Source organism: Caballeronia cordobensis (genome assembly GCF_001544575.2).
Lineage (GTDB): Bacteria > Pseudomonadota > Gammaproteobacteria > Burkholderiales > Burkholderiaceae > Caballeronia > Caballeronia cordobensis.
In genome coordinates, this window is record NZ_FCNY02000010.1 from 249568 (window position 1) to 271303 (window position 21736).

23 protein-coding genes are annotated in these 21736 nt (G+C 60.0%); 13 read left to right on the forward strand and 10 right to left on the reverse strand.

Annotated elements, in window-relative coordinates; all coding sequences use genetic code 11:
* Positions 1-18: 18 nt before the first annotated feature.
* Positions 19-498: a nuclear transport factor 2 family protein gene (locus AWB70_RS21115; RefSeq protein ID WP_053572484.1), complete on the forward strand. Its 480-nt coding sequence runs from the start codon at positions 19-21 to the stop codon at positions 496-498.
* Between the two features lie 40 nt (positions 499-538).
* Positions 539-1777 (forward strand): MFS transporter, encoded by a 1239-nt coding sequence (locus tag AWB70_RS21120; protein ID WP_053572485.1) that lies wholly within the window; start codon positions 539-541, stop codon positions 1775-1777.
* Between the two features lie 669 nt (positions 1778-2446).
* Here AWB70_RS21120 and AWB70_RS21130 read toward each other — a convergent pair.
* From AWB70_RS21130 to AWB70_RS21150, 5 genes are read right to left on the reverse strand one after another with little or no spacing between them, the layout of a single operon-like run.
* Positions 2447-3412: a fumarylacetoacetate hydrolase family protein gene (locus AWB70_RS21130; RefSeq protein ID WP_053572487.1), complete on the reverse strand. Its 966-nt coding sequence runs from the start codon at positions 3410-3412 to the stop codon at positions 2447-2449.
* A 9-nt stretch (positions 3413-3421) separates the two neighbouring features.
* On the reverse strand, positions 3422-3787 hold the full coding sequence (locus AWB70_RS21135) for a YciI family protein (RefSeq protein ID WP_053572488.1): 366 nt from the start codon (positions 3785-3787) through the stop codon (positions 3422-3424).
* Positions 3788-3838: 51 nt separating this feature from the next.
* Positions 3839-4774, reverse strand: a complete 936-nt coding sequence (locus tag AWB70_RS21140; protein WP_053572489.1) for a VOC family protein — start codon at positions 4772-4774, stop codon at positions 3839-3841.
* 7 nt (positions 4775-4781) lie between these two features.
* Positions 4782-5096, reverse strand: coding sequence for an NIPSNAP family protein (locus AWB70_RS21145; RefSeq protein WP_053572490.1), 315 nt, complete (start codon positions 5094-5096; stop codon positions 4782-4784).
* Positions 5097-5105: 9 nt separating this feature from the next.
* Positions 5106-6005 (reverse strand): NAD(P)-dependent oxidoreductase, encoded by a 900-nt coding sequence (locus AWB70_RS21150; RefSeq protein WP_327349837.1) that lies wholly within the window; start codon positions 6003-6005, stop codon positions 5106-5108.
* Positions 6006-6227: 222 nt separating this feature from the next.
* On the opposite strand from AWB70_RS21150, the gene AWB70_RS21155 reads away from it, so the two are divergent.
* A complete protein-coding gene (locus AWB70_RS21155; protein WP_053572492.1) occupies positions 6228-7232 on the forward strand; it encodes a LysR family transcriptional regulator in 1005 nt (334 codons plus the stop codon).
* A gap of 88 nt (positions 7233-7320) precedes the next feature.
* Here AWB70_RS21155 and AWB70_RS21160 read toward each other — a convergent pair whose 3' ends face one another.
* Genes AWB70_RS21160 through AWB70_RS21175 form a run of 4 tightly spaced genes read right to left on the reverse strand, consistent with a single transcriptional unit; the run spans position 7321 to position 11674 of the window.
* Positions 7321-8784: an NAD-dependent succinate-semialdehyde dehydrogenase gene (locus tag AWB70_RS21160; RefSeq protein ID WP_053572493.1), complete on the reverse strand. Its 1464-nt coding sequence runs from the start codon at positions 8782-8784 to the stop codon at positions 7321-7323.
* Positions 8785-8795: 11 nt separating this feature from the next.
* Positions 8796-9764, reverse strand: a complete 969-nt coding sequence (locus tag AWB70_RS21165) for a PDR/VanB family oxidoreductase (protein ID WP_053572494.1) — start codon at positions 9762-9764, stop codon at positions 8796-8798.
* A 51-nt stretch (positions 9765-9815) separates the two neighbouring features.
* Complete coding sequence (locus AWB70_RS21170; protein ID WP_053572495.1) at positions 9816-10835, reverse strand: aromatic ring-hydroxylating dioxygenase subunit alpha; 1020 nt, start codon at positions 10833-10835, stop codon at positions 9816-9818.
* Positions 10836-10882: 47 nt separating this feature from the next.
* The gene (locus tag AWB70_RS21175; protein WP_053572496.1) at positions 10883-11674 is read right to left on the reverse strand and encodes a coniferyl-alcohol dehydrogenase; all 792 of its coding nucleotides are present in this window, start codon (positions 11672-11674) and stop codon (positions 10883-10885) included.
* 399 nt (positions 11675-12073) lie between these two features.
* Between AWB70_RS21175 and AWB70_RS21180 the strand changes: the two genes are divergently transcribed.
* The 5 genes from AWB70_RS21180 (at position 12074) to AWB70_RS21200 (ending at position 15495) form a co-directional block, all read left to right on the forward strand.
* Positions 12074-12541, forward strand: a complete 468-nt coding sequence (locus tag AWB70_RS21180) for an SRPBCC family protein (RefSeq protein WP_053572497.1) — start codon at positions 12074-12076, stop codon at positions 12539-12541.
* A 45-nt stretch (positions 12542-12586) separates the two neighbouring features.
* Positions 12587-12955, forward strand: a complete 369-nt coding sequence (locus AWB70_RS21185; protein ID WP_053572498.1) for a nuclear transport factor 2 family protein — start codon at positions 12587-12589, stop codon at positions 12953-12955.
* 21 nt (positions 12956-12976) lie between these two features.
* Positions 12977-13744 carry an SDR family NAD(P)-dependent oxidoreductase gene (locus AWB70_RS21190; protein WP_053572499.1) on the forward strand — a complete coding sequence of 256 codons (768 nt, stop codon included), beginning with the start codon at positions 12977-12979 and terminating at the stop codon, positions 13742-13744.
* 293 nt (positions 13745-14037) lie between these two features.
* A complete protein-coding gene (locus tag AWB70_RS21195; RefSeq protein WP_053572500.1) occupies positions 14038-15114 on the forward strand; it encodes a porin in 1077 nt (358 codons plus the stop codon).
* A gap of 18 nt (positions 15115-15132) precedes the next feature.
* Positions 15133-15495, forward strand: a complete 363-nt coding sequence (locus tag AWB70_RS21200) for a BON domain-containing protein (protein WP_053572501.1) — start codon at positions 15133-15135, stop codon at positions 15493-15495.
* 45 nt (positions 15496-15540) lie between these two features.
* Here AWB70_RS21200 and AWB70_RS21205 read toward each other — a convergent pair whose 3' ends face one another.
* The gene (locus AWB70_RS21205) at positions 15541-16800 is read right to left on the reverse strand and encodes a flavin-dependent oxidoreductase (protein ID WP_053572502.1); all 1260 of its coding nucleotides are present in this window, start codon (positions 16798-16800) and stop codon (positions 15541-15543) included.
* 189 nt (positions 16801-16989) lie between these two features.
* On the opposite strand from AWB70_RS21205, the gene AWB70_RS21210 reads away from it, so the two are divergent.
* From AWB70_RS21210 to maiA, 5 genes are all read left to right on the forward strand, one after another.
* Positions 16990-17496 carry a MarR family winged helix-turn-helix transcriptional regulator gene (locus AWB70_RS21210; protein WP_053572503.1) on the forward strand — a complete coding sequence of 169 codons (507 nt, stop codon included), beginning with the start codon at positions 16990-16992 and terminating at the stop codon, positions 17494-17496.
* 198 nt (positions 17497-17694) lie between these two features.
* On the forward strand, positions 17695-19044 hold the full coding sequence (locus AWB70_RS21215) for an MFS transporter (protein WP_053572504.1): 1350 nt from the start codon (positions 17695-17697) through the stop codon (positions 19042-19044).
* Positions 19045-19152: 108 nt separating this feature from the next.
* Entirely contained in the window at positions 19153-20199 is a 1047-nt protein-coding gene (gtdA, locus tag AWB70_RS21220; protein WP_053572505.1) for a gentisate 1,2-dioxygenase, read from the forward strand.
* 57 nt (positions 20200-20256) lie between these two features.
* The gene (locus tag AWB70_RS21225; protein ID WP_053572506.1) at positions 20257-20955 is read left to right on the forward strand and encodes a fumarylacetoacetate hydrolase family protein; all 699 of its coding nucleotides are present in this window, start codon (positions 20257-20259) and stop codon (positions 20953-20955) included.
* A gap of 35 nt (positions 20956-20990) precedes the next feature.
* Complete coding sequence (gene maiA, locus AWB70_RS21230; RefSeq protein WP_053572606.1) at positions 20991-21632, forward strand: maleylacetoacetate isomerase; 642 nt, start codon at positions 20991-20993, stop codon at positions 21630-21632.
* Positions 21633-21736 lie beyond the last annotated feature (104 nt).

Consider the following 21736-nt stretch of genomic DNA (forward strand, 5'->3'; position numbering starts at 1 on the left):
CTTAGAAAGGAATCGATCATGAAAGATGTCGACGCAGCGCGGCCGCCGTTTCCGCCCTTTTCGCTGGAAACCGCCATTGAGAAGGTGCGTCTTGCAGAGGACGGATGGAATTCGCGCAATCCTGAGAAGGTATCGCTTGCGTACAGCGCGGACAGCGTGTGGCGCAATCGAGCAGAGTTCGCTACGGGTCGCACTGCGATCGTGGCACTGCTTACGCGCAAATGGCAACGCGAGTTCGACTACCGTCTTATCAAGGAATTGTGGGCATATGAGGGCGCACGCATTGCCGTTCGCTTTGCATACGAGTGGCACGACGACGCGCAGAACTGGTATCGCTCTTACGGCAACGAAAACTGGGAATTCGGCGCCGACGGGCTTATGCATCACCGCTATGCCTGCATTAACGACCTGCCCATCAAGGAGAGTGAACGGAAGTTCTTCTGGCCGCTAGGGCGCAGACCCGACGACCACCCCGGACTGAGCGATCTGGGTCTGTAAGAGCCTGCCCCCGCCGCAACCATGCAGGAGTCTCATCGTCATGAACACTGCCTCCTATGTAGGATCTCCCGTCGAACGTGAAGCTTTGCTACGAAGGCTGGCCGGTGTCACGTTCGTGATCTTCTTCCAGGCTTACATGGTTGCCCCTATCGTGCCAGCGCTTTCGCACATCTTCGCGGCACCACAAACAGCTGTCGCTCACATCGTGCCGGCCTATCTTATTCCGTACGGTGTCGCGACGTTGATCTACGGATTGGTTGCGGATTGGGCCGGCATCCATCGCGTGTTGTACGGGTCGCTCGCCGCATTCGCAGGACTCACGCTCCTGAGCGCGAGCGCAACGAGTGTCGATCAGCTTGCGGCCTGGCGAATCGCGACGGGCCTCGGCGCAGGCGGCGTCGTGCCTCTTGCACTCGTCCTAGTCGGCCGCGCCTTTCCCTACGAACAGCGTGGGCGGCCGCTAGGCTGGCTTTTTGGCGCGATGGCAGGTGGCATGGCGTTCGGTTCCCCCTGCGGTGCCTTGCTCATGCCGCTCATTGGCTGGCGCGGACTGTTCGTCATGGTGGGACTTGTCGGTGCCATGCTTCTGCTTGTGCTGCTTCCTTATCGCAGATTCCTTGCAGCGGCGACACCACCACAAACCATAAAGCTTCCCGACGTTTTTTCTGGATACAGGCAGCTGCTCCGCAATGCTCGCGCTCGACGCACCTACGGCTATGTGCTGGTGAACTCGATGTTTCACTCCGGCGTCTTTACTTGGCTCGCGGTATATCTGGAACAGCGCTATCGGCTTGATGCCGTGCATGTCGGCCTCGCCTTGCTCGGATACGGGGTTCCCGGTTTCCTGCTGGGGCCGTTTATCGGACGGCTGGCGGACCGGTATGGCCGCGCGCGAATCGTTCCGCTCGGTCTGGCCCTGAGCGCGCTGGGAGCGGCTGCCCTTTGCATGAGCGTGCCAGTGCAGGCCATTCCGCTCGTCGCGATGATCCTTTCGCTCGGATATGACATGACGCAGCCGCTTTTCGGCGGCATTGTTACTTCTCTTGGCGGTCAACGCCCGGGACAAGCAATGGGGCTCAACGTCTTCACGTTGTTCGTCGGATTCGGCCTCGGTAGTCTGCTCTTCGGCGTGATCCTCGCCCATGGATTTGAGATGGCCTTGGGCCTCTTCGCCGCCTGTGAACTCGTCGCCGCAGCGGTCTCATTGAGCCTGTTCAACTCTGAAAGGCGAACAGACGCAAGCCGTGGAAAGGCTGCTACGGCGGAAAGGCCTCGATGAGTTATCGACTTCCGATTGCGCACCCAAATATCGGCGCCCGGATGGAAGCCCGTAACGACCCGCGACGATACAGTATTGATTCGACCGCGCTCACATCGACGCTCCGGCTCCTTCAGACCAAGAGTCGCAGGCGGTTATAGCGCTCTACACACCAGACCTCAAAGAAAAGCGGGGTACAACATGAAGCGGCCAAATCGACTGTGGTCGGCTTGACCAGGAAATCCATATGGAATCCCTGTAAAACGAGCATGCTGTACCGGGCGAGGCGTCCGCGGATCCGGCGCTACGCGAATCTGGGATAGGTCAGAGATGGGAATGAGCGGCGCGGTGGGAAGACGCGCCAGGTGCCGTCATCGTGCCGAAAGAAGTACATTTCCGCAGCCCTGCCGCTTTCCGAGGTTATGACCTTCACGAAGCACTCGTTCGTGCGTCCACGATTCTTAAACCGCAGTATGCGCACGAGCGCAGCAGGGGACGGCGAAAGCCAATACTCAACCGTCTTTCGCAGGGAATGTTTCCAGTCGTTCATCGATCTCTCCATATCGCGGCAGCTGCCGCTCGTGATGCGAGGTTCGCCGCACGGATCGGATGTTCGATTTACGGCGCAGGCACGAAATGTCGGCCACATAAATGCGGAGGCGCCAGATTGACGCAGTCCGCGTAGTATTATCAGACGATTGTCGTCTCGAGTTCGCCGAGCGCCTCGATCCATACCTTCATGACGTCGCCGCGCTTGAGGAACGTCCCAGTTTCCATGCCAACGCCGGCCGGGGTGCCGGTCAACAGAATATCGCCGGGAAACAACGTCATCCGCTGGCTCAGGTAAGCAATCTGGTCGGCCACGGAGTAGAGATGATTTGATGTATTCGAGTCCTGCTTGATCGCATCGTTGAGCCAGAGCTTGATGCCGAGCTTTTCCGGCGATGCCACGAACTGGGCTGGCGTGAAGTAAGGTCCGAGAGGACATGCGCCGGTAAAGCACTTGTGGCCGATCCAGTCGAAACGGAACGGCGACGATTCGTCCACCTTGTCGCGCTTAAGGTTATCCCGCGCCGATAGATCGTTCGCGATGCTGTAGCCCGCCACGTAGTCTAGGGCGTTTTCGACCGCGACGTTGTCCGCGCGCTTGCCGATGATCACTGCGAGCTCCGCTTCCCAGTCCAGCAACTGCGTGTGGCCCGGATACCTGACTTTCTGGCGGTGACCCGCTAGCGTGCCGCGTCCGGCTTTGATGAAATGCCAGGGCGGAATGCCGTCCCCGCGTGGGTCGAGCGTGATGCGCATGTTGAATGCGCGCGCCATGGCCTCCACGTGGTCCCGATAGTTTGCGCCGCATGCGTAAATGACACCGGGGCGGGTGACCGGTGCGTCGAACGAGAGGGCGTCCGCCTGAAGCCGCGCGGGCGCACTGTCAAAGGCGGCGTTGTCCAACGCCTGGACCAGGGCCTCCAGTTGCGCGCGAGCGCCCGCCCAGTTTCCGATCAGTTCATCGATACCGGCGTCCGAGCGATCGAAAAGCGCAGGACCCGCCCATGCAGAGTTGAGGGCCCGGAGGCTGAAGTGTTGTCCGCGATGCAGGAGACCCGGACAGGTGGCGCCTGACGAGTCGATGTAGGTGAAAAGCTGATAAGTCATCACATGCTCTCAGTCGATGCTGGCTCTCTGGTTTGACAGGGTGATCGTGCAGTTGAGGCTTCCTTCCATCAAAAGCCACGGCCTCAACTCCGCTTCGAACACGCCTTCGGCGATGAAGGGATCTTGTGCAATAAGGCGCTGCGCTTCCTCGATCGAGGGCGCGCGCAGTATGCTCATGCCCCCTTGCGAACCGGGCGGGCCGTCGCCGGTGAACGGCCCCGAGAGGAAGACTTCGCCGGTACGCTCGGCCTCAAGCATCCACTCGATATGGCGCGGTAGCACATCGGCCACGCGCTTAAGATCGAGTGGCTTGCGCAACGCAACGTAGAACGTCTTGTTGAGCATGTTTCGCAGAACGGTCTGAAGGTCGCTCATGGTCGCTTCGAAGATTCAGGTGACAGTCGTGGGGGACGCAAGACAGCGCGATCAATCGGGTTCTTCAAAGTTCATGATGAATTCCTTGGGCGCCGGCATGCCCGACCAGACTGCTTCGAGTACGGCCCGTACTTCATTCTCCGTCGAACCCATCGGTGTCCAGTCCGCGCCTTCGGGAATCACGTCGATATCCCAAAAGTATTCGATCATGCTGTTCCACGGGTCGCGAATGTAGTGAAAGTAGTTCGATCCGGCGCCGTGCCGTCCGAGGCCATATCCGTCGCGGTATCCGGAGGCGAGCAAGTGCTGAGCGCCCATTTCGATCTCGTCGATGTCGCTCACCTCGAAGCTCATGTGATGTAAGCCGGTATGCGACGATTTGGCGATGCCGAGCATATGATGATCCCCACCGAATGGCGAGCGCATGAACGCGATGATGTCCAAAGCACGGTCGGAAATCAGCAGGCCGAGCACGTCGGTATAGAAACGTACGGCACGGTCGACGTCCGGCGAGAACTTGATGAGGTGCCCGAGACGGCGCGGACGCGTGCGCTTTTGCGACGACGTTGCATCACATGCCCGCACGCCGAGGCGACGGTAGCGCTGCGGTGAATTCACTTCTACCGGGGCGGGCAACGTCGAGGGCACATCGTCGGCCTCCTGCACGTTGATCCAGTCGCCGTCCGGATCCTTGAACCAGATGCCGTCGAAGGGCACGGCAAAAGGCGCATCGTGCAGTTGAACGTCAGCCGCTTCGAGCCGCGCGCGGAGTTCCGCAAGGCCACCCTTTGGCGTGCCGAACGATACATAAGCGAGGCGCTTCTTCGGACCTTGAATGAGACGGACTTGGTCCTGGTCGCGACCTTCGCAACGACAAACCAGATGGCCTTCGGACATGTGGGTCTCGAGGCCGGCGCATTCATAGAAAGCTCGACCGATTTCGAGCGAAGGGACGATCAGTCCTATGTGGTTCAGGCTGTGGATCATGTCGGCCTCAGCGGATAGGAGAGAAGGGCGCAGGCATCAGCAGTTCGCTGCGCTGTTCGATTACATATGACCCGGCTTTTGTGAGAAAAGCCCGCCACGCCTCGGACTGCGACAGCGCCCGGCGGCGTTGAAGGCGGTCCTCGAAGGTCTCGAAGCCCCACAGCTGTACGACACGGTTAAGCTCGCCGGTTTCTGTGACGAAATACCCGACCAAGTTGCCGAGCGCTTCGGCTTGCACGTCAAGTCCGTCGGACTGATAGAGCGCGAGGAACGGTTGCACGGTTCCGGGCTTAAGGGTGTAGGTTCGTTGCTCGATGATCATGAAATATCCTCACGCGTTTCTGGACTCTTGCTCGAGTAATGTGATGACCGCTGAGATGTCCTTCTGCCCGATGCCCTGGTCGACGGCACGGCGAAAGTACGGTGCAGCGGCTGAAAAGAGCGGCATGGCGCTGCCGGTCTCGCCCGCCATTTCAGAGGCAAGATGTAAATACTTCTCCAACGCCGTGAAGGGGCCTGGCGCGGGCTCAAAGCGCCGGTCCGCCATCATCGGAGCGCGGATGTTGAACATGGTCGAGGCGCCCGCGCTTTTGCCGATCGCCTCCACCAGCACATGCGGATCGATGCCCGCGCGCACGCCGAGATTCATCGCTTCAGCCGCCGCGAGGGTATGCACTGCGAGGAGCGCATTCGCGATCAGCTTCATGCTCAGCGCGGCGCCGATCGGTCCGAGGTGGAACTGGGTCGGCGCGATCAGATCGAGCACGTCCTTGCAGCGAGCGTAGAGATCCTTTGATCCGCCGACGAAGAGTGCCGCCTTCTTCTGCAGCACCATCGGCGGTGAGCCGCTCACTTCGCATTCGAGCAAATCAAGGCCGGCGTCCCGCAGGCGCTGTTCCATCTCGAGCTTGAATGCAAGGCCGTACGTGCCGAGTTCAACGACAATCTTGCCTCGCACGCCCGCTTGCAGGAGTCCGTGCTCGCCGTCGAGTACCTCGAGCTGTGCCTTCTCACCAGGCAGACAGAGCAGCACGATGTCTGCCTCGCGCAGAAGGGTCGCCGGATCGGCAATGGCAAAGCCGCCTATATTGCGGAATTCCTGCATGCTGCCCCGTGCAACGCCCAATACACGCGCTCCGGCCTGGACAAGATTGGACGCTACGGGGAGGCCGAGTTGCCCTAGGCCGATCATTCCCACTGTCTTCATGCCGTTGTCTCCTTCTTTATCGATCTGATGCGTTTGACGAAATTCTGATCGTGAGGTTGAACGCCGTCGAGGAAGCGGCGCTTATTCAATTGGATAAATGTGATTTATAGTCCGCCGAAGGCCGGTCTGAGCGGAAACTTCGGCGCAGACGTGTAAACCCCAGTGCATGCCTGCCGCCGGTCGTCTATAAACTGGATTAATAGCTGCAACGAGTCGAGCATTTCAAGTGAGAGACGGCTGGCAGAAATGAAAGACCTCAATTTGCTTTACGTTTTCGAGGCCATGTGGCGTGATCGGTCCGTCACGGCAGCGGCCGAGAATCTCGGGCTGACGCAGGCTGCCGTCAGTGCGTCGCTCAAACGGTTACGGGAAACGTACGGAGACAAGCTTTTTGTGCTTGTCGGAAGGCGGATGGAGCCGACCGCAGTGGCGCTGGAGCTAGCCGGGCCATTGATCGAATCGCTCAACCTTGTGCGCGGCACGACAGGCGTGCCACAGCCCTTTCGGCCCGAGAAATCAGAGCGAACGTTCACCATTAGGACACGTGACATCGGCGAGGTCGTCCTGTTGCCGATGCTCTATCGAGAGCTCCAACGCACAGCGCCCGACATCAAACTGCATACGATGTTCACGCGCATCGAAGACACGATTCCAGCGCTCGGTAACGGGCGGATTGATGTGGCGGTGGGTTATCTGCCAACGCTAGAGCAGGACATTCACCGTAAGCCGCTTTTCAAGCAACGTTATGTCTGCGTGATGCGAAAGGGTCATCCGCTCGCACACGGAACGCTGGACGCGCATGCATTCGGTCAGCTTGATCATTTGCTGGTCGAATACGGCGGCAGCGGGCATCTGTTGCTCGAACGGGCATTGTTTGAAGCAGGGGCCAAGAACCGCATAAAAGTGCGCATCCCGCAGTACCTTGCCGCGCCACATTGCCTACTGAGTTCGGATCTCATTTGGGTAGCGCCCGAAATCCTCGCCGCCACGTTGAGCCGTCATTTTCCATTGACGTACCGGCCCGAGCCTCTCGGACTCGAAGCGTTTGAGATCGCGCTGTACTGGCACGACCGTTACCATCACGACCCAGCAAATCGTTGGTTCCGGTCGTTGATTGTCGACCTCTTTCGCAAGGAAATCTCAAAACCGATGTCAGGTGGCCGAGAGATGTCAGGCGACCGCGACCTCGAAGTTCTTGCCAAGCCCTTCCAGCCGTCAGACATGGGTGACGAACCTCGCTACCAGGCCTAAGCCAATGGGTGCAGTGCACCCATGGCATGAATGTTCAACGAGCTAGAAGTGCTTAGCGATGCGTCTTGCTGCGGGTTATCGAATGACGTCAGGCGGAGAATGCCTGGCAGAGGAACTTTGTCTCCATGAACTCGTCGATGCCTTCACGCGCACCTTCCCGGCCAACCCCTGATTCCTTGTAACCGCCGAACGGTGCGACTTCGGTTGCGATCATGCCAGTATTGATGCCGACGATGCCCGCGTGCAATGCACGCGACACGCGGTAGATGCGCGAAGCGTCACGGCTGAACAGGTAGGATGCGAGGCCCATGCGCGTGGCGTTGGCGCGTGCGATCAATTCGCGCTCGTCGCTGAAAGTGGCGAGTGCCAGCACTGGCCCGAAGGTCTCCTCGCACGACATCGCCATGGACTCGGTGATGCCGCTCATCAGGGTGGGCTCGAAAAAGTTTCCCTTGCGCTGCGCACGCTTGCCGCCGGCAAGAAGAGATGCACCGAGTTCCAGCGCGTTTTCGACATGCCGCTCGATCTTGCGAAGCGCCTCCTCGCTGATGACCGGGCCGAGCGTAACGCCAGCCTCTGTGCCGTCGCCAAGTTTGAGCGATTCCATCGCCTTGAGCATGCGCGCGACGAACTCGTCGTGCACAGAAGCTTCGACCAGAAAGCGATTCGGCGCGATGCACGTCTGGCCAGCATTGCGGAACTTGGCGAACAGTGCGCTGGACACGGCGACGTCGAGGTCGGCATCGGCAAAAACGATGAACGGCGAATTGCCGCCGAGTTCGAGCGATACCCGTTTCATCGTCGCCGCGCATTGCGCGGAGAGGATCTTGCCAACTGAGGTCGATCCCGTGAAGCTCAATTTGCCAACTGCCTCGCTGGAGGTCAGCGTCCGTCCGATCGCCTCGGCCGCGCTGCGGTCAGCAGTGACGACGTTGAGCACGCCTGGCGGAATCCCCGCGCGTTCAGCGAGTGCGCACAGCGCGAGTGCGGACAGCGGCGTGTGCTCGGCGGGTTTGAGCACCATCGTGCAGCCAGCGGCGAGCGCGGGCGCGGCCTTGCGGGTAACCATCGCAGAGGGCAGGTTCCACGGCGTGATGCCCGCGGTCACGCCGATCGGCTCCTTCACCGTCGTAAAACTCATGTTGCGGCGCGCAGCAGGAATAGTGTCGCCGTAGGTCCGACGCGCTTCTTCCGCGAACCATTCGACGAAGGACGCTGCGAAAATCACCTCGTTCTTCGCATCCGACAACGGCTTGCCCTGTTCGCTCGTCAGGATCGCTGCGAGTTCGTCCGCATGGTCAACAATGAGACGCGCCCACTTTCTAAGCGGCCCGGCACGCTCTGTGGCCGTGCGCTCGCTCCACTCGTCGAATGCACGTTGCGCGCTCGTGATGGCGTGCTCGACATCCTCGGCCGACATGTGTGGCACGGTGCCGACGAGTTCGCCGGTGGCTGGGTTGCGGACCTCGAAGGTCTCGCCGCTCAGGGAGGCGACCCATTCGCCACCAACATAAGCGCGGTCGCGCAACAGGGTTTGATGGTTCGATTTCATTGTTTCCTTGATTACAAGTCCAGTGTCAGGTCGCCGCACCGTGCCCGGGACACGCACACGCACATTTGCTTGCGGCTGGTTTTGTCATCGGGAGAAAGCACGTAATCGCGATGGTCGACCTCGCCTTCGATGACCGTAGTCGCGCATAGGCCGCACTCGCCGCGCTTGCAGTCGTAAATCGGTTCGACCCCCTGGCGGATTAGCGCATCGAGAATCGACTCGTCGCTTGCTACCTCGACCGTCTGCCCGCTTTGCTGAAGGACGACTCGAAAGGCGGCGTCACCGTCGGCGGGGGCCGCTGCGCCGAAGAACTCGAAGTGGATTCGTTCGTCCGGCCAATGCGCACGCCGTGCCGCGCCGATTACGGCTTCGTTCAGTCCTCGGGGACCGCATACATAGACGTCCGCGCCCGCAGGCGCATTGCGCAGCAGGAGGTCAAGGTCCACGCCACGGGTGGGGTCACCGCCGTCGCAATGGAGTGTCAGCTTGTCGCCGGCAAGGGCCTTCAATTCGTCGACAAACGCCGCGTCATCTGCGCTGCGCACGCAATAGTGGATGCTGAACGTGCGCGCCTGAGCGGCAAGGACACGTACCATTGAAAGGATCGGCGTAATGCCTATGCCCCCTGCTACCAAAAGGTAATGGGGCGATTCCGGCACGAGCGGAAAGTGATTCTTCGGAAGGCTGCATGTCAACAGCTGCCCGGCCTGCACGCGTCCGTGCATTGCAGCGGACCCGCCCTTTCCCGCGTCCTCGCGTAAGACGCCAAGCAGATAGTGGCTGCAGTCCGCGGGCGAACTCGCGATGGAATACGATCGCACCGCCAGGTCGCCGGTCGCGAGGGGAATCGATACATCGAGATGCGCGCCTGCCTCGAAGGCGGGCAACGCATCGCCCTGCGGATGGCGCAGAACAAAGCGGCGGATGCGAGCCGTCGCCTGCAGCACTTCGGAGACGACTAGCTGTTGACTGTCTTTCATACGCTTTACTCCCGGGTATCACCTAACCGCCGCCTGACTGACGCGGCCCACTCACGACGCCAGCGCGGTCGATTGTTGCTTAACCAGCTTTTCGACGATCCGGCGTGCCGCAACCGAGCCGCCGTCCGCGCGCACGCCAACTTCGGCCTTCATCGAATCGTCGGTGTCGATCATGATCTGCTGAGCTTCCAGAACCTCGACGTCTTCCATGAACGTGGTGTAGATCGAGTCATGAATCGTCTTCGTGACCTCCGCGTCGTCCTGGGCGAAGCAGCGCGTAATGGTCCAGTAGTACTTGCTCGTGCGCGCGTCGACGGGCGTGATCGTGTTGACGGAGAACCAGCGCAAGCCGCGTTCGAGATCGTCGGTGCCTGCCGGATAGGCGCGCGCATCGATGGTCACGCTGGCCGGCGGCTGGAAGCGAATGACCTGCCAGCGGTCGATGTTGCCCTCGAGCTTGCGAACGCGCGAGAACAGGGGCGGCGGCGGGGCGTTCTTGATGATTCGTTGCACATGCACTTCGTTGCCCTCGACACGCTGTGTCATCGGCGTTTCGACGATCTCGTTGGTACCGATGGTTCGCGTATGCACATACGTCTCGTGGGTGAGGTCCAGCAGGTTGTCGGTGAGAAGCTGATAGTTCGCCTTCACGTCGATGCAACCGCCGGTTGAGACCCAGCCCGGCTCGCTGTTGTAGCGGAAATCAGGAATCAGCGATTCATCTGCGGCCTCGGGGTCGCCCATCCAGACCCAGATCCATTGCCACTTTTCGACCACCGGATAAGTGCGGACCTTCATGGAAGGAGGAATCTGCTGCTGGCCCGGAATGGCCACGCACGCGCCGCTGCAATCGAGCGTGACGCCGTGATAGCCGCATTGCACGGTATCGCCAATCAGATTGCCCTTGGAGAGCGCCGCGCGCCGGTGCGGACAGCGGTCCGTCAACGCGACAACCTTGCCTGCCTGAGTGCGATACAGCACAAGCGGCTCGCCGATAATCCAGCGTTGCGTCAGAGAGCGCTGGATCTCGTTGCTCCAGCCAGCCACATACCATGAATTCTTGAGGAACATTCTTTTCAACCTTGATTAGAGTGATTAGGCGACAGGAGCGAGCAAGCTCAGACGGGGTCGAGAATGCGGGAGGCGACCAAGCCCCCGTCGACCGGCAGATTCACGCCATTGATCCAGGCGCTTTGCGCCTGCAGCAGGAAGACAATTGCGGGCGCCATCGCTTCCGGCGTGCCGACCCCGCCTGCACGGCGAATCGCGTCGTCGACGTTCGCAGCACCGAGTGATGCACGGAAGTCCTTCAGGATCGGCGTGTCGGTCGGCCCCGGGCTGATGCAGTTCATGCGGATGCCAGTGGCACTGCGCAGGGTCGTGGCGCGCGCCATGGTCCAGACGATCAGCGCTTCCTTGAAGTACGCATAGGCACCCGCGTCCGGGACCGGATGCTGTTCGAGCCACTGCAGACCTTCGGTGAAGTCGCGGGTGGCCGCGAGCTCGACGTGAAGCGCGCGCCGCGCCTGCCAGTTTTGGCCGGCCGTAGAAGCCACATTGACGATGGAGCCGTCTGCGCGGAGCTTTGGCAATACGGCTTCAGTGAGCCGGCGCAGGCCGAGATAGTTCACACGGGCAACGATGTCGCCTCCCGCGTTGCCGGGAACGCCCGCGACATTACACAACCCGTCGAGCGTGCCGGGCAATTGAGCGGCGGCGGCGTCGATCGATAGAGGGTCGGCAAGATCGATCTGGATGAAACGGGTGACGTCGAAGTCGGGTGCGTGACGATCGAGTGCAATGACCTCGATATCCTGTGCGATAAGCAGGCGAGCGGTGTGCGCACCGATACCGGACGCGGCGCCGGTGATCGCAACCGTCTTCAGCTGCCCGGATTGGGACGCTGACATGTGTTTCTCCTGTTTCAGAAGCGAAGTGGCTGAGCTTTCTTTTCCAGCTTCGCTTTGATGATGTGTCTCTGATCTATTTCGTTCTATGTCCGTATCGGCCGGTCGCACTCGAAGTAGCAGTCTTGCGATGCGGCGATGTAATGATTGTCGAAGCGCTTGATTGACGAGTCCATATAACGAGGTTGATAGCGCACGTTCGATGCCATTTATACGAGCCGAAGATGCAAGCCGGGATGGTGCCGCGGAGCCGAATAACCACACAAGTCGCGAATAAATGAGATCGATAGCTGAATATTGGCCATGCCAATGGTTGTTCCAGCATGGCCCACCTAGAATCAAATCCAGTGCATGGAACGTGTCCATCGCTGCAGAACCATATTTCACTCAAAGGAGACAGTAATGATCAGCGTCAGCCGCAAGCTGGAAGTCAATCCTGCAGACGGTTCCGAAAAGGTTCGTCTCAATCGTCAGCAAGTGTGGGAAGGTCTGGTCCGCAAGGCGGAGAACGCCGTGCCGTACGTTGAAGCCATCGAGAAGTGCGACATCGTCGAACAGAAGCCGGACCGTTTAATTCGTGAAGTCGTGCTCCATGGGGAAACCCTGCGCGAGCTGATCCTGTTCTTCCCGCAGGAGCGCGTCGAGTTCGTGCGCCTCTCGGGACATGCGAAAGGACAGATCAAGAACATCATTGAGGAAGATGCTGACGGCACGCTATCGCTGCGCTTCACGTTCGATATTGTGCTCGAGGGCGAGGAGCCGGGTAGTAAGAAGGAAGCGGAATTCGCAGCAGGCATGGAGCAAGCCTACCTAGACGCCGTTCGCACCACGCTGCGACGCATTCGCGAGGATGCTACAACGCAGGTTTGAACGATCGCCCGACCGCGGCAAGCAATTACAAGAAAGGAGACAGATATGCGCTGCAATATCGAAGCAATGTTCACCGATATCGACGCGAAGAACGTGCAAGGCTTCCTCTCGAATCTCGCAGATGACGTGGTATTCCAGTTCGCCAATGCCACGCCGTTGAAGGGAAAGCGTGAGGTGGAGGAGGGTGTCAGCGGCTTCTACGCGAGCATTGCCGGACTGAACCACGAAATGACGGGCAAATGGGAAATCGAAGAAACGACCGTATTGCGCTTCAGAACGGTCTACACCCGGCACGATGGCGGTGCTATCGAAGTGCCGTGCTCCGTGATCTTGCATCATGCCGAGGACGGCCGCATCGACGATTACCGCATTTATACCGACCTCTCCCCTGTCTTTGCTCCTCAGATGCACTAGCCCGTTAACCCGGAGGATGAAATGCAACATCCATTGGATGGCAAGGCCATCATCGTCACGGGCGCCGCGCGTGGGATCGGGCGTGCGGCGGCGTACGCATTGGGCGAGGCGGGCGCTTCACTCGCGCTGGCCGATCTCGATGAAGAGGGCCTGCAGGAAACCGCGGAGTACCTGAAGCGCTCTGGCGTGCAGGTAATGGCCGTCAAGACGAACGTGGCGCGGGAAACCGACGTTGCGGCGCTGGTCGAGCGTGCCGTGACCAAGTTCGGACGCATTCACGGGGCGTTCAACAACGCGGGCGTCGAACAGCGCAATGCGGCGCTGCATGAGATGACCGAGGAGCAGTGGGACGTCGTGATGGACGTTAACCTGAAGGGCGTCTTCCTCTGCCTCAAGCATGAGATCGCGGCGATGCTGAAGTCCGGCGGCGGCGCAATTGTCAATACGTCGTCGGGTCTCGGCCGTGTGGCGATTCCGAACGCGGCGGAATACTGCGCATCTAAGGCTGCGGTTCTCGGCGTGACGAAAAGCGCGGCGGTCGAATACGGTGCTCGCGGGATTCGTGTGAATGCGGTCTTACCGGGAATTATCCGCACGCCGATGATTGAGTCGCTCATTAGTCAGCCGCAGTTCTCGGACCTGTTGCCGCAGCTCGAATCGCGACATCCGATCGGCCGTCTCGGGTCGCCCCACGAGGTCGGAGACGCCGTGGTTTGGTTGCTCTCCAATCAGTCTTCATTCGTTACTGGGGCGGAAATCGCCGTCGACGGCGGATATCTCGCGCTGTAGCCAATAGACATTCATCCGGTCACCATTCGACGCTTCCTGGCTCACGTTGCAACGTGAGTCCCGGAAGCGTTTTTTGGCCTTCGAAGGCTCGCGATATAGACCGGATTTGTATCGAACCTTAGAGCGTAGCGAATGGTTTATCAACGCGCGCACCCATAGAATCGAATCGCCGTCTGTCTCGCTGGACAGGTGGAGCAAGCCATCCATCCACTTCGGAAATCAACCAAGCCTGCCTTAATCAAGTGAAAAAGATAAGACCAATCTTGTAACGCATATACAGGAGGAGACGGTCGATGTTAAAGAGGAAATCGGCGGCGCACGTGGCGACCGCCTTAGGTGTTTGCGTGTGCAGTACGCATGCTGAAGCACAAAGCAATGTCACGCTGTATGGGATTGTGGATAGCGGATTTTTCTACTCTAGTAAATCGATTGATTCATCGGGGAATAGTACAGGAAAGAAATTTGCGTTGATTGATAGCGGTCTTTCCCCTTCGCAATTCGGCTTGAAGGGCACCGAGGATCTTGGCGGGGGATTAAAGCTCGATTTCGATCTGGAAAGCGGCATTAACATGACCAACGGGGGGTACAACAGCTCCAATGGCAATTTTTTCGGTCGGCAAGCCTGGATGCAGTTGCGCAGCGATATAGGCAACTTGAAGATGGGCCTGCAATTCTCCCCCTTCTTTCTGACTCTCTATGATCTTGATCCACGTGGCCTCGCACCGTTCGGCACCAGCGTCGTCCATTACATTGACAACGTGGTGGGGACAGGCTTGGCCAACGCCAACGCGATCTCTTACACCAGCCCAGTCATAGCTGGTCTGCAGGCGAGCGTCATGTATGCATTTGGTGGCTCGCCAGGCGATTTCCAAGCCGGCCAGCAGTACTCAGCCAGCGTGAAATACGACAACGGAAGCCTGCTGCTCGCCGCTTCGATTTACAACGGTAATGCAGGCGGCACTGCGGCCTCGACTCCGGTGCCTACGACCGTTGAATTCGCCGGCCGGATGATCGGCGCAGGCTATCGCTTCGGGAAACTTACGGTCAAAGCTTCCTACACAAGCTACAAGGTCGCTGGCGCAATGAGCAATAACGTCTGGGGCGGAGGCGCCGATTTTCTGGCTACTCCTGAAATCGATGTGAACGCTGGCGTCTGGTACGCTAGCGACCGCAATAACACGGCCAACCATTCATTGCTCGGATCCGCGGGGATTAACTACTACTTGTCAAAGGCCACCACCTTGTACGGTCAGGTAGCCGTCGTCAACAATCACGGCGCGATGACTACCGGGCTGTCCGTCAATGGCGCGCTGAAAGAGGGAGCCGGTACCTCGGTGGGCGGCGCAATCGGCGTACGGCACATGTTTTAATTTGGTCGGAGATAACGCATGAACAGAAAGCACATGAGCGCCGGCTTGGCTGTCCTGCTTTCGCTGGCGGGAACCGGGGGCGTGAGCGCTCAGGGTAATGAAGCGGTTGCGTCGGATGTTGCCCCGTCCAGCGCGGTCCCGTCGGCAAGAGAAGCAAGACTTGCCAATCGACGGCTCGCGAAAACCGTGCGAAGCCGACTTGCGAAGGTGAAGGGCATCGACGTGCTCAATATCGTTGTGGTCGCGAAAAACGGTACGATCACGCTTGGGGGTTCGGTACCGGAGGCCGGTCAGATAGAGCTCGTGGTCGCTGCCGCGCGTGATACACCCGGCGTGGAGGCGGTCAATAACGCACTGCGAGTAAAGGCAGCTGGGCAGTGAAGGCAGCGTCCCTCGCGTATAGCGAGGGACCTGTCGTGCTTTACCTTAGGCGCCGGACGAAGCCTCCAGTCCTTTCACTGTATAACCGGCAACTTGCTTGTAGCTCGCAGTAATGCTCTGAAGTTCGGCCTCGTCGATAATTCCTGCAAGCGACGTGAACGGCTGCCCATTCGTCCTTTCATGCACCACTTGCAGGATCTTGTCAGGCGGCGCCTTGCGATTGGTAAGCACCACCTCGCCCGTCGCCTTCACGCGTTCCCTGTCGTAAGCCATAAGTGCCTCCGGACCGACGCCGATGTCAACGAGATATGCGCTGAGCACGTCCGCATCGACGATCGCTTGACCCGCGCCGTTGGAACCACGCGGCACCATCGGATGAGCCGCGTCGCCAAGCAGCGTGAGACGACCGAACGTCCACCGCGGCAGCGGGTCTTGATCCACCATCGGGAACTGCAAAATGCCTTCCGTTGATTCGATCATGGCCGCCACGTCGAGCCAGTCGAAGTGCCAGTCGGCGAACGCTGGGAAGAAATCCTCGAGGCGGCCCGCACCATTCCAGTCGCGACGCGCAGGCTGTGGCGCATTGATCTCCGCCACCCAGTTCACGAGCTGACGGCCCTGTTCGTCGACATTGTCGCGAATCGGGTAAATGACCATCTTGCCGACGCCTGGCACCAGCGCGCCGGCGCGCACCATCGTAGCGCCACTGAGAAAGGGCTTCCAGTGAACCGCGCCGCGCCACATGTTCACGCCCGAGTAACGCGGTGCCCCTTCATCTGGATAGAACTGCTTGCGCAGCGCCGAATGCAGGCCGTCACATGCGACGGCAACCGAAGCTCTAATGGCGTAAGCGCGATCGTTCGAATCCACGAAGTTGACGATGGCTTCGTCATCCGAACTCGATGCACCAACGCACTTGCGATCGAGCACGACGGCATCGTCACCGAGGCGTTCGCGTACCGCTTCCAAGAGCGTGGTTTGCAGATCTCCGCGATGAATCGAGAACTGTGGTGTCGCATAGCCGGCAGCAACGCCCGACGGCTCACGATAAATCAGTTGGCCGTGTCTGTTAAAAAAGGCAGCTTCCTTCGTTGCCACTGCGACTTGAGCCAGCCGTTCGTTAAGGCCGAGACGCCCCAGCACCTTCGTGGCATGCGGCAACACGTTAATGCCTACGCCGAGCGGACGAAGCTCTGGCACCGCTTCATACACGCGGCAACTGATTCCCGCATCGTGCAGCGCAAGCGCGAGCGTCAATCCGCCAATGCCCGCACCGATCACCGCGACTTCACATTCCTTTGACATATCTCCTCCGTGCACAATCGTGCGATTCACGAACGACACCAGTTCTTGGCATCGGCGATAATTGACAGACGTCTGCCGAATATTAGTGAGAGCCGGGCGCCGTGTCAACAACGTTCGAAAGACTTGACGAGCTTGCTGCAAGCGCTAGGTTAAACTTGCTCCGCACAGAGCTTATAACCGTTACGCGGAATGACAAAGAGAACCGCCCAATCGCCCACCACTTCCGACCCGGCGCTCGATGAACTCTATCGGCGCCCGGGCTTTTTGATTCGCCGGGCGCACCAGATTGCGATGGACATGTTCATCGAGGCGTGCGCGCCGATCGATCTGACGCCAAGTCAGTATGGCGTGCTCTATATTCTCAACGTAGCTGGGCCGATGAGTCAGATCGGCGTCGCGCGCCTGATCGGTCTTGACCGGTCGACCACTGCGCTCGTCATCAAGCTGCTCACCGAACGCGGCTTAACGATGAAATCGCCCAGTCCGCTCGACGCGCGCAAGGTCGAAATACTGATCACGGCGGACGGCAAACACGCGTTGCGCCAGGCCGCAAAGTTTGCCGAACGGGAGCGTAAGTCGCTGCTTGCGCCGTTCAGCGCGGAGGAAGCGTCCACTTTTCTCCGATTACTCGCGAAGTTTGTAACGCACCATAACGAGAATACGCGCGTGAGTATCGTCGGATCCATCGACGCATAACTCACTCAGTCTAAAGCCCCGGCTCAATCGGTCTGCGACGATGCATGCAGTCATGCATCGTCGCATTCCCATATTGACAGACGTCTGCCGAAATGTGACTATCGGTTCGTGATTGCGAGAGAGCGTGCTGTCGAAGAGTCGATGCGGGCCGTCGCGACACCTCGTCAAAACAATGCTCGTGGCGGAGCAGGAGACTGTATGCAACATATCGATATCACCCGGCTCGTCGACGAAGGCCCATTCGGCAAGACACGCTTTCTCGTGGCACTGCTGTGCTGTCTAGCTGTGTTCTGCGATGGCTTCGACACCCAAGCCATCGCGTACATCGCGCCGGCGCTCGCCGCGGAATGGCATGTGAGCAAATCGGCCTTCGGCCCTGTGTTCGCCGCGAGCCTCGCCGGTCTGATGGTCGGCGCTCTATTGTTCGGTTCGCTGTCCGACAGGCGTGGTCGCAAAATCGGGCTAATCCTGAGCGTGGTCGTGTTCGGCGCGTTTTCACTTCTGACCGCAAGCGTCGATTCGGTCGGCGCGCTTCTCGTCATGCGATTCCTGACCGGCCTCGGTCTTGGCGGCGTGATGCCGAACGCGATCGCGCTGACGTCCGAATACGCCCCAGCACGAATTCGCAGCACGGTCGTGATGGTCATGTTCTGCGGGTTCTCGCTCGGCGCGGCGCTGGGTGGAGTGGTGGCGGCATCGCTGATCGGCCATTTCGGATGGCGCAGCGTGCTGATAGCCGGGGGAATCGCACCGTTGTTGCTTACACCTGTGCTAATGCGCTATCTGCCGGAATCGCTCGACTACATGGTGGCGAAGGGCATGGCGCGGGAGCGGATCGTAGCGGCGTTGGCGCGCATCGCGCCAACCGTCGACATCGATCCCGACGACCGGTTCATCCGCCATGCGCGTGATGCGGCCCGGTCATCGGTGGCCGAGTTGTTCTCGAAGGATCGTGCGCGCACGACAGTGCTGTTTTGGCTGATCTTCTTCATGAGTCTGCTCGAGGTGTATCTGTTTTCGAGTTGGCTGCCTATTTTGCTCAGCGAAAGCGGGCTGTCTGTCGATCGCGCGGTGACGACCAGCAGCCTATTCCAAGTTGGAGGCGTGGCGGGCACCTTGCTGCTCGGGCGCTTTATTGACCGTCGCTGGCCGTTCGCGCTGCTGTCGCTCGTCTATGCGGGGGCGTCGGCCGCCGTGCTGCTGCTCGGCTTAAATGTGCACGGCGCTTTTTCTGTGATGGTCTGCGCCATTCTCGCGGCGGGTTTCTGCATCGTCGGTGGTCAGATTGCTGCGAACGCGCTGGTGGCGCGCAGCTATCCGACTGCGATTCGCGCGACCGGCGTCGGCTGGGCGTTCGGCGTCGGGCGCATCGGCTCCATCATGGGACCGCTCATTGGCGGCGCTTTGCTCGAAATGCGATGGGATCCCGCGCATCTGTTCATGCTCGGCTGCGTTCCCGCGCTCGTGTCCGCTGGCGCCGCATGGGCACTTCACGCGCGCCGGGTCGAGGGCAACGCGGTCACGGCGCTGGAGCAGGGCGGTGCCTGATGCCGGCTAAACAACTGAAACTGTCGCTGATTCTTCGCGGAGCACGACGCAGAACAGGGCGTTCCTACGCGTCGCATTCGATCGACCAACGTCAGAAGGAGACATGCAATGTCCACGGAACAGATCCGCGCGTCGCGCGCGGCGTACTACACAAAGATTGCACAGCAACGCATGGCACCGTTGTGGGAATCACTGCACAACTTGGTGCCGAAGACGCCGCAGCCGAAGGCCGAGCCCGCCATCTGGAAGTATTCCGAAGTGCGCGAGCTGGTCATGCAGGCGGGCGACGTCATCAGCGCCGAGGAAGCCGTGCGGCGCGTGCTGGTGCTCGAAAACCCGGGGCTGCCGGGAAAGTCGAGCATGACGCCGAACCTATACGCCGGGCTGCAACTGATTTTACCCGGCGAGATTGCACCGAGTCATCGCCACACGCAGTCGGCGCTGCGATTCATCGTCGAGGGCAAGGGGGCGTGGACGGCGGTTGATGGTGAGCGCACCACGATGCATCCAGGCGACTTCATCATCACGCCGTCATGGACCTGGCACGACCACGGCAATCCCTCGGTCGACGAAGGCGGCGAGCCAGTCGTTTGGCTCGACGGTCTGGACATTCCCTTGCTCGCGCAGATTGACGCAGGCTTCGCCGAGAACTATCCGGAGAAGACGCAGCCTGTGTCACGCGCGGAAGGCGAGAGCTTTGCGCGCTTCGGGCACAACATGGCTCCGGTGCGGCATCGCGTAAGCGATCCGACCTCGCCGATCTTTAGTTACCCCTACGCACGCAGCCGCGAAGCGCTCGACACTCTGTATCGCAACGGAGCAGTCGACGAGTGGGATGGCGTGAAGCTGCGCTACGTCAACCCGACGACCGGCGGTTGGCCGATGCCGACGATCGCCACCTTTATGCAGTACCTGCCGGCGGGCTTCAACGGACGCACCTACCGCAGTACCGACGCTACGGTGTATTGCGTCGTCGAAGGTAACGGCGAGGTGGCCATCGGCGAGCGCGTGTTCAGCTTCGCACCGCATGATGTGTTCGTGGCACCGTCGTGGGCACCGGTTCGGCTGAATGCCTCCGCGGAGAGCGTGTTGTTCAGCTACTCGGATCGCCCGGTGCTGTCCGCACTCAATCTCCTTCGCGAAGAGCGTCACTGAACTTCATATCAACGAGCGTACTGCGCTTCCATTCTTTCCATTCGAGTCGATACCATCATGGCATTCGTTTTCCCTCCCGAAGCACCGGTCGCGGTTCCTGTCGCGGGCCGCGATGCCCAATTTGCCGTACGCCGCGTTTATTGCGTGGGCCGCAACTATGCCGCGCATGCGCGCGAAATGGGTTTCGATCCCGATCGCGAGCCGCCGTTCTTCTTCTGCAAGCCCGCCGACGCCATCGTGCCCGTTGGCTATGACGAGACCCTCGAACTTGCGTACCCGTCGGAAACCCGGAACTATCACTACGAAGCCGAACTGGTTGCAGTGATCGGCAAGGGCGGCTCAGACATCACGCTCGAGAACTCGTTGAGTCACGTATGGGGCTACGCGGTCGGTCTCGACATGACCCGCCGCGACCTACAAATGAAGATGCGCGAGATGGGCCGTCCCTGGGAAATTGGCAAGGCGTTTGACCGTTCTGCGCCGCTCGGCCCGATTCATCCGGTGAGCGACGTCGGCCACTTTGAACAAGCCGGGCTCTGGCTCGATGTCGACGGCGTCACAAAGCAGAAGAGCGATGTGTCGCATTTGATCTGGTCGGTCGCGGAGACGGTCGCATATCTGTCGAAATTCTTCCGACTGGAACCGGGCGACGTGATCTTCACTGGCACGCCGGAAGGTGTCGGCGCCGTCAAGCCGGGCAACACGATGAAAGTCGGCGTGGAACGCCTCGGCGAACTGACCGTACGCGTCGTGTAGCGCGACATCCGTCATCATCGACCATGGGATCCGCCGTGCAATTACATAGCTTCTTCAACAGCTCGACGTCATATCGCGTGCGCATCGCGCTGGCGCTCAAGGGTGTCGCTTTCGATACCCTGCCGGTCAACATACGCAAGGGCGAGCACCGCGCCGTCGACTACATCGCGAACGTAAATCCATCCGCCGCGGTGCCGGCTATTGTCGACGACGGCTTCACACTGGGTCAGTCCATCGCGATCATCGACTATCTCGACCAGGTTCATCCTGAGCCACGGTTGATTCCGTTACAAACGCACAGCCGCGCGCGCGTGCTCGAGTTCGCTTCGCTGATCGCCTGCGACATTCATCCGGTGAACAACCTCCGAGTGCTGCGGTACCTGGAGACGGAACTGGGCGTGACGGCGCAGCAAAAGAGCGACTGGTACCGTCACTGGATCGCGGAGGGCATGGAAAGTGTGGAGCGAATGCTCGCTCGCGAGAATTCCGGACCGTGGTGCTTCGGCAACCAGCCGACGCTCGCGGATGTGTGCCTCGTGCCGCAAATCTCGAACGCCTTGCGGATGGGCTGCGATCTCCGTCCCTACGCGCGGAGCCTAGCGGTGTATGAATTTGCCGCGGATCATCCGGCGTTCGTACGCGCGGCGCCGGCGCGCCAGCCGGATTTCGTGGCCTGACAGAAGCTCGTGGATGAATGGTTCAGGGCAGATCCATGACTGGATCTGCCTTTTTTCGTTGGTCGGTCAGCAGAGGGATTCTCCCTGATTGACGCGGTGGCCCC

Excerpts from the sequence above, each read along its gene's own strand:
- AWB70_RS21115 (WP_053572484.1), top strand. The coding sequence starts at position 19 with ATGAAAGATGTCGACGCAGCGCGGCCGCCGTTTCCGCCCTTTTCGCTG.
- AWB70_RS21120 (WP_053572485.1), top strand. The coding sequence starts at position 539 with ATGAACACTGCCTCCTATGTAGGATCTCCCGTCGAACGTGAAGCTTTG.
- AWB70_RS21130 (WP_053572487.1), bottom strand. The coding sequence starts at position 3,412 with ATGACTTATCAGCTTTTCACCTACATCGACTCGTCAGGCGCCACCTGT.
- AWB70_RS21135 (WP_053572488.1), bottom strand. The coding sequence starts at position 3,787 with ATGAGCGACCTTCAGACCGTTCTGCGAAACATGCTCAACAAGACGTTC.
- AWB70_RS21140 (WP_053572489.1), bottom strand. The coding sequence starts at position 4,774 with ATGATCCACAGCCTGAACCACATAGGACTGATCGTCCCTTCGCTCGAA.
- AWB70_RS21145 (WP_053572490.1), bottom strand. The coding sequence starts at position 5,096 with ATGATCATCGAGCAACGAACCTACACCCTTAAGCCCGGAACCGTGCAA.
- AWB70_RS21155 (WP_053572492.1), top strand. The coding sequence starts at position 6,228 with ATGAAAGACCTCAATTTGCTTTACGTTTTCGAGGCCATGTGGCGTGAT.
- AWB70_RS21160 (WP_053572493.1), bottom strand. The coding sequence starts at position 8,784 with ATGAAATCGAACCATCAAACCCTGTTGCGCGACCGCGCTTATGTTGGT.
- AWB70_RS21165 (WP_053572494.1), bottom strand. The coding sequence starts at position 9,764 with ATGAAAGACAGTCAACAGCTAGTCGTCTCCGAAGTGCTGCAGGCGACG.
- AWB70_RS21170 (WP_053572495.1), bottom strand. The coding sequence starts at position 10,835 with ATGTTCCTCAAGAATTCATGGTATGTGGCTGGCTGGAGCAACGAGATC.
- AWB70_RS21175 (WP_053572496.1), bottom strand. The coding sequence starts at position 11,674 with ATGTCAGCGTCCCAATCCGGGCAGCTGAAGACGGTTGCGATCACCGGC.
- AWB70_RS21180 (WP_053572497.1), top strand. The coding sequence starts at position 12,074 with ATGATCAGCGTCAGCCGCAAGCTGGAAGTCAATCCTGCAGACGGTTCC.
- AWB70_RS21185 (WP_053572498.1), top strand. The coding sequence starts at position 12,587 with ATGCGCTGCAATATCGAAGCAATGTTCACCGATATCGACGCGAAGAAC.
- AWB70_RS21190 (WP_053572499.1), top strand. The coding sequence starts at position 12,977 with ATGCAACATCCATTGGATGGCAAGGCCATCATCGTCACGGGCGCCGCG.
- AWB70_RS21195 (WP_053572500.1), top strand. The coding sequence starts at position 14,038 with ATGTTAAAGAGGAAATCGGCGGCGCACGTGGCGACCGCCTTAGGTGTT.
- AWB70_RS21200 (WP_053572501.1), top strand. The coding sequence starts at position 15,133 with ATGAACAGAAAGCACATGAGCGCCGGCTTGGCTGTCCTGCTTTCGCTG.
- AWB70_RS21205 (WP_053572502.1), bottom strand. The coding sequence starts at position 16,800 with ATGTCAAAGGAATGTGAAGTCGCGGTGATCGGTGCGGGCATTGGCGGA.
- AWB70_RS21210 (WP_053572503.1), top strand. The coding sequence starts at position 16,990 with ATGACAAAGAGAACCGCCCAATCGCCCACCACTTCCGACCCGGCGCTC.
- AWB70_RS21215 (WP_053572504.1), top strand. The coding sequence starts at position 17,695 with ATGCAACATATCGATATCACCCGGCTCGTCGACGAAGGCCCATTCGGC.
- gtdA (WP_053572505.1), top strand. The coding sequence starts at position 19,153 with ATGTCCACGGAACAGATCCGCGCGTCGCGCGCGGCGTACTACACAAAG.
- AWB70_RS21225 (WP_053572506.1), top strand. The coding sequence starts at position 20,257 with ATGGCATTCGTTTTCCCTCCCGAAGCACCGGTCGCGGTTCCTGTCGCG.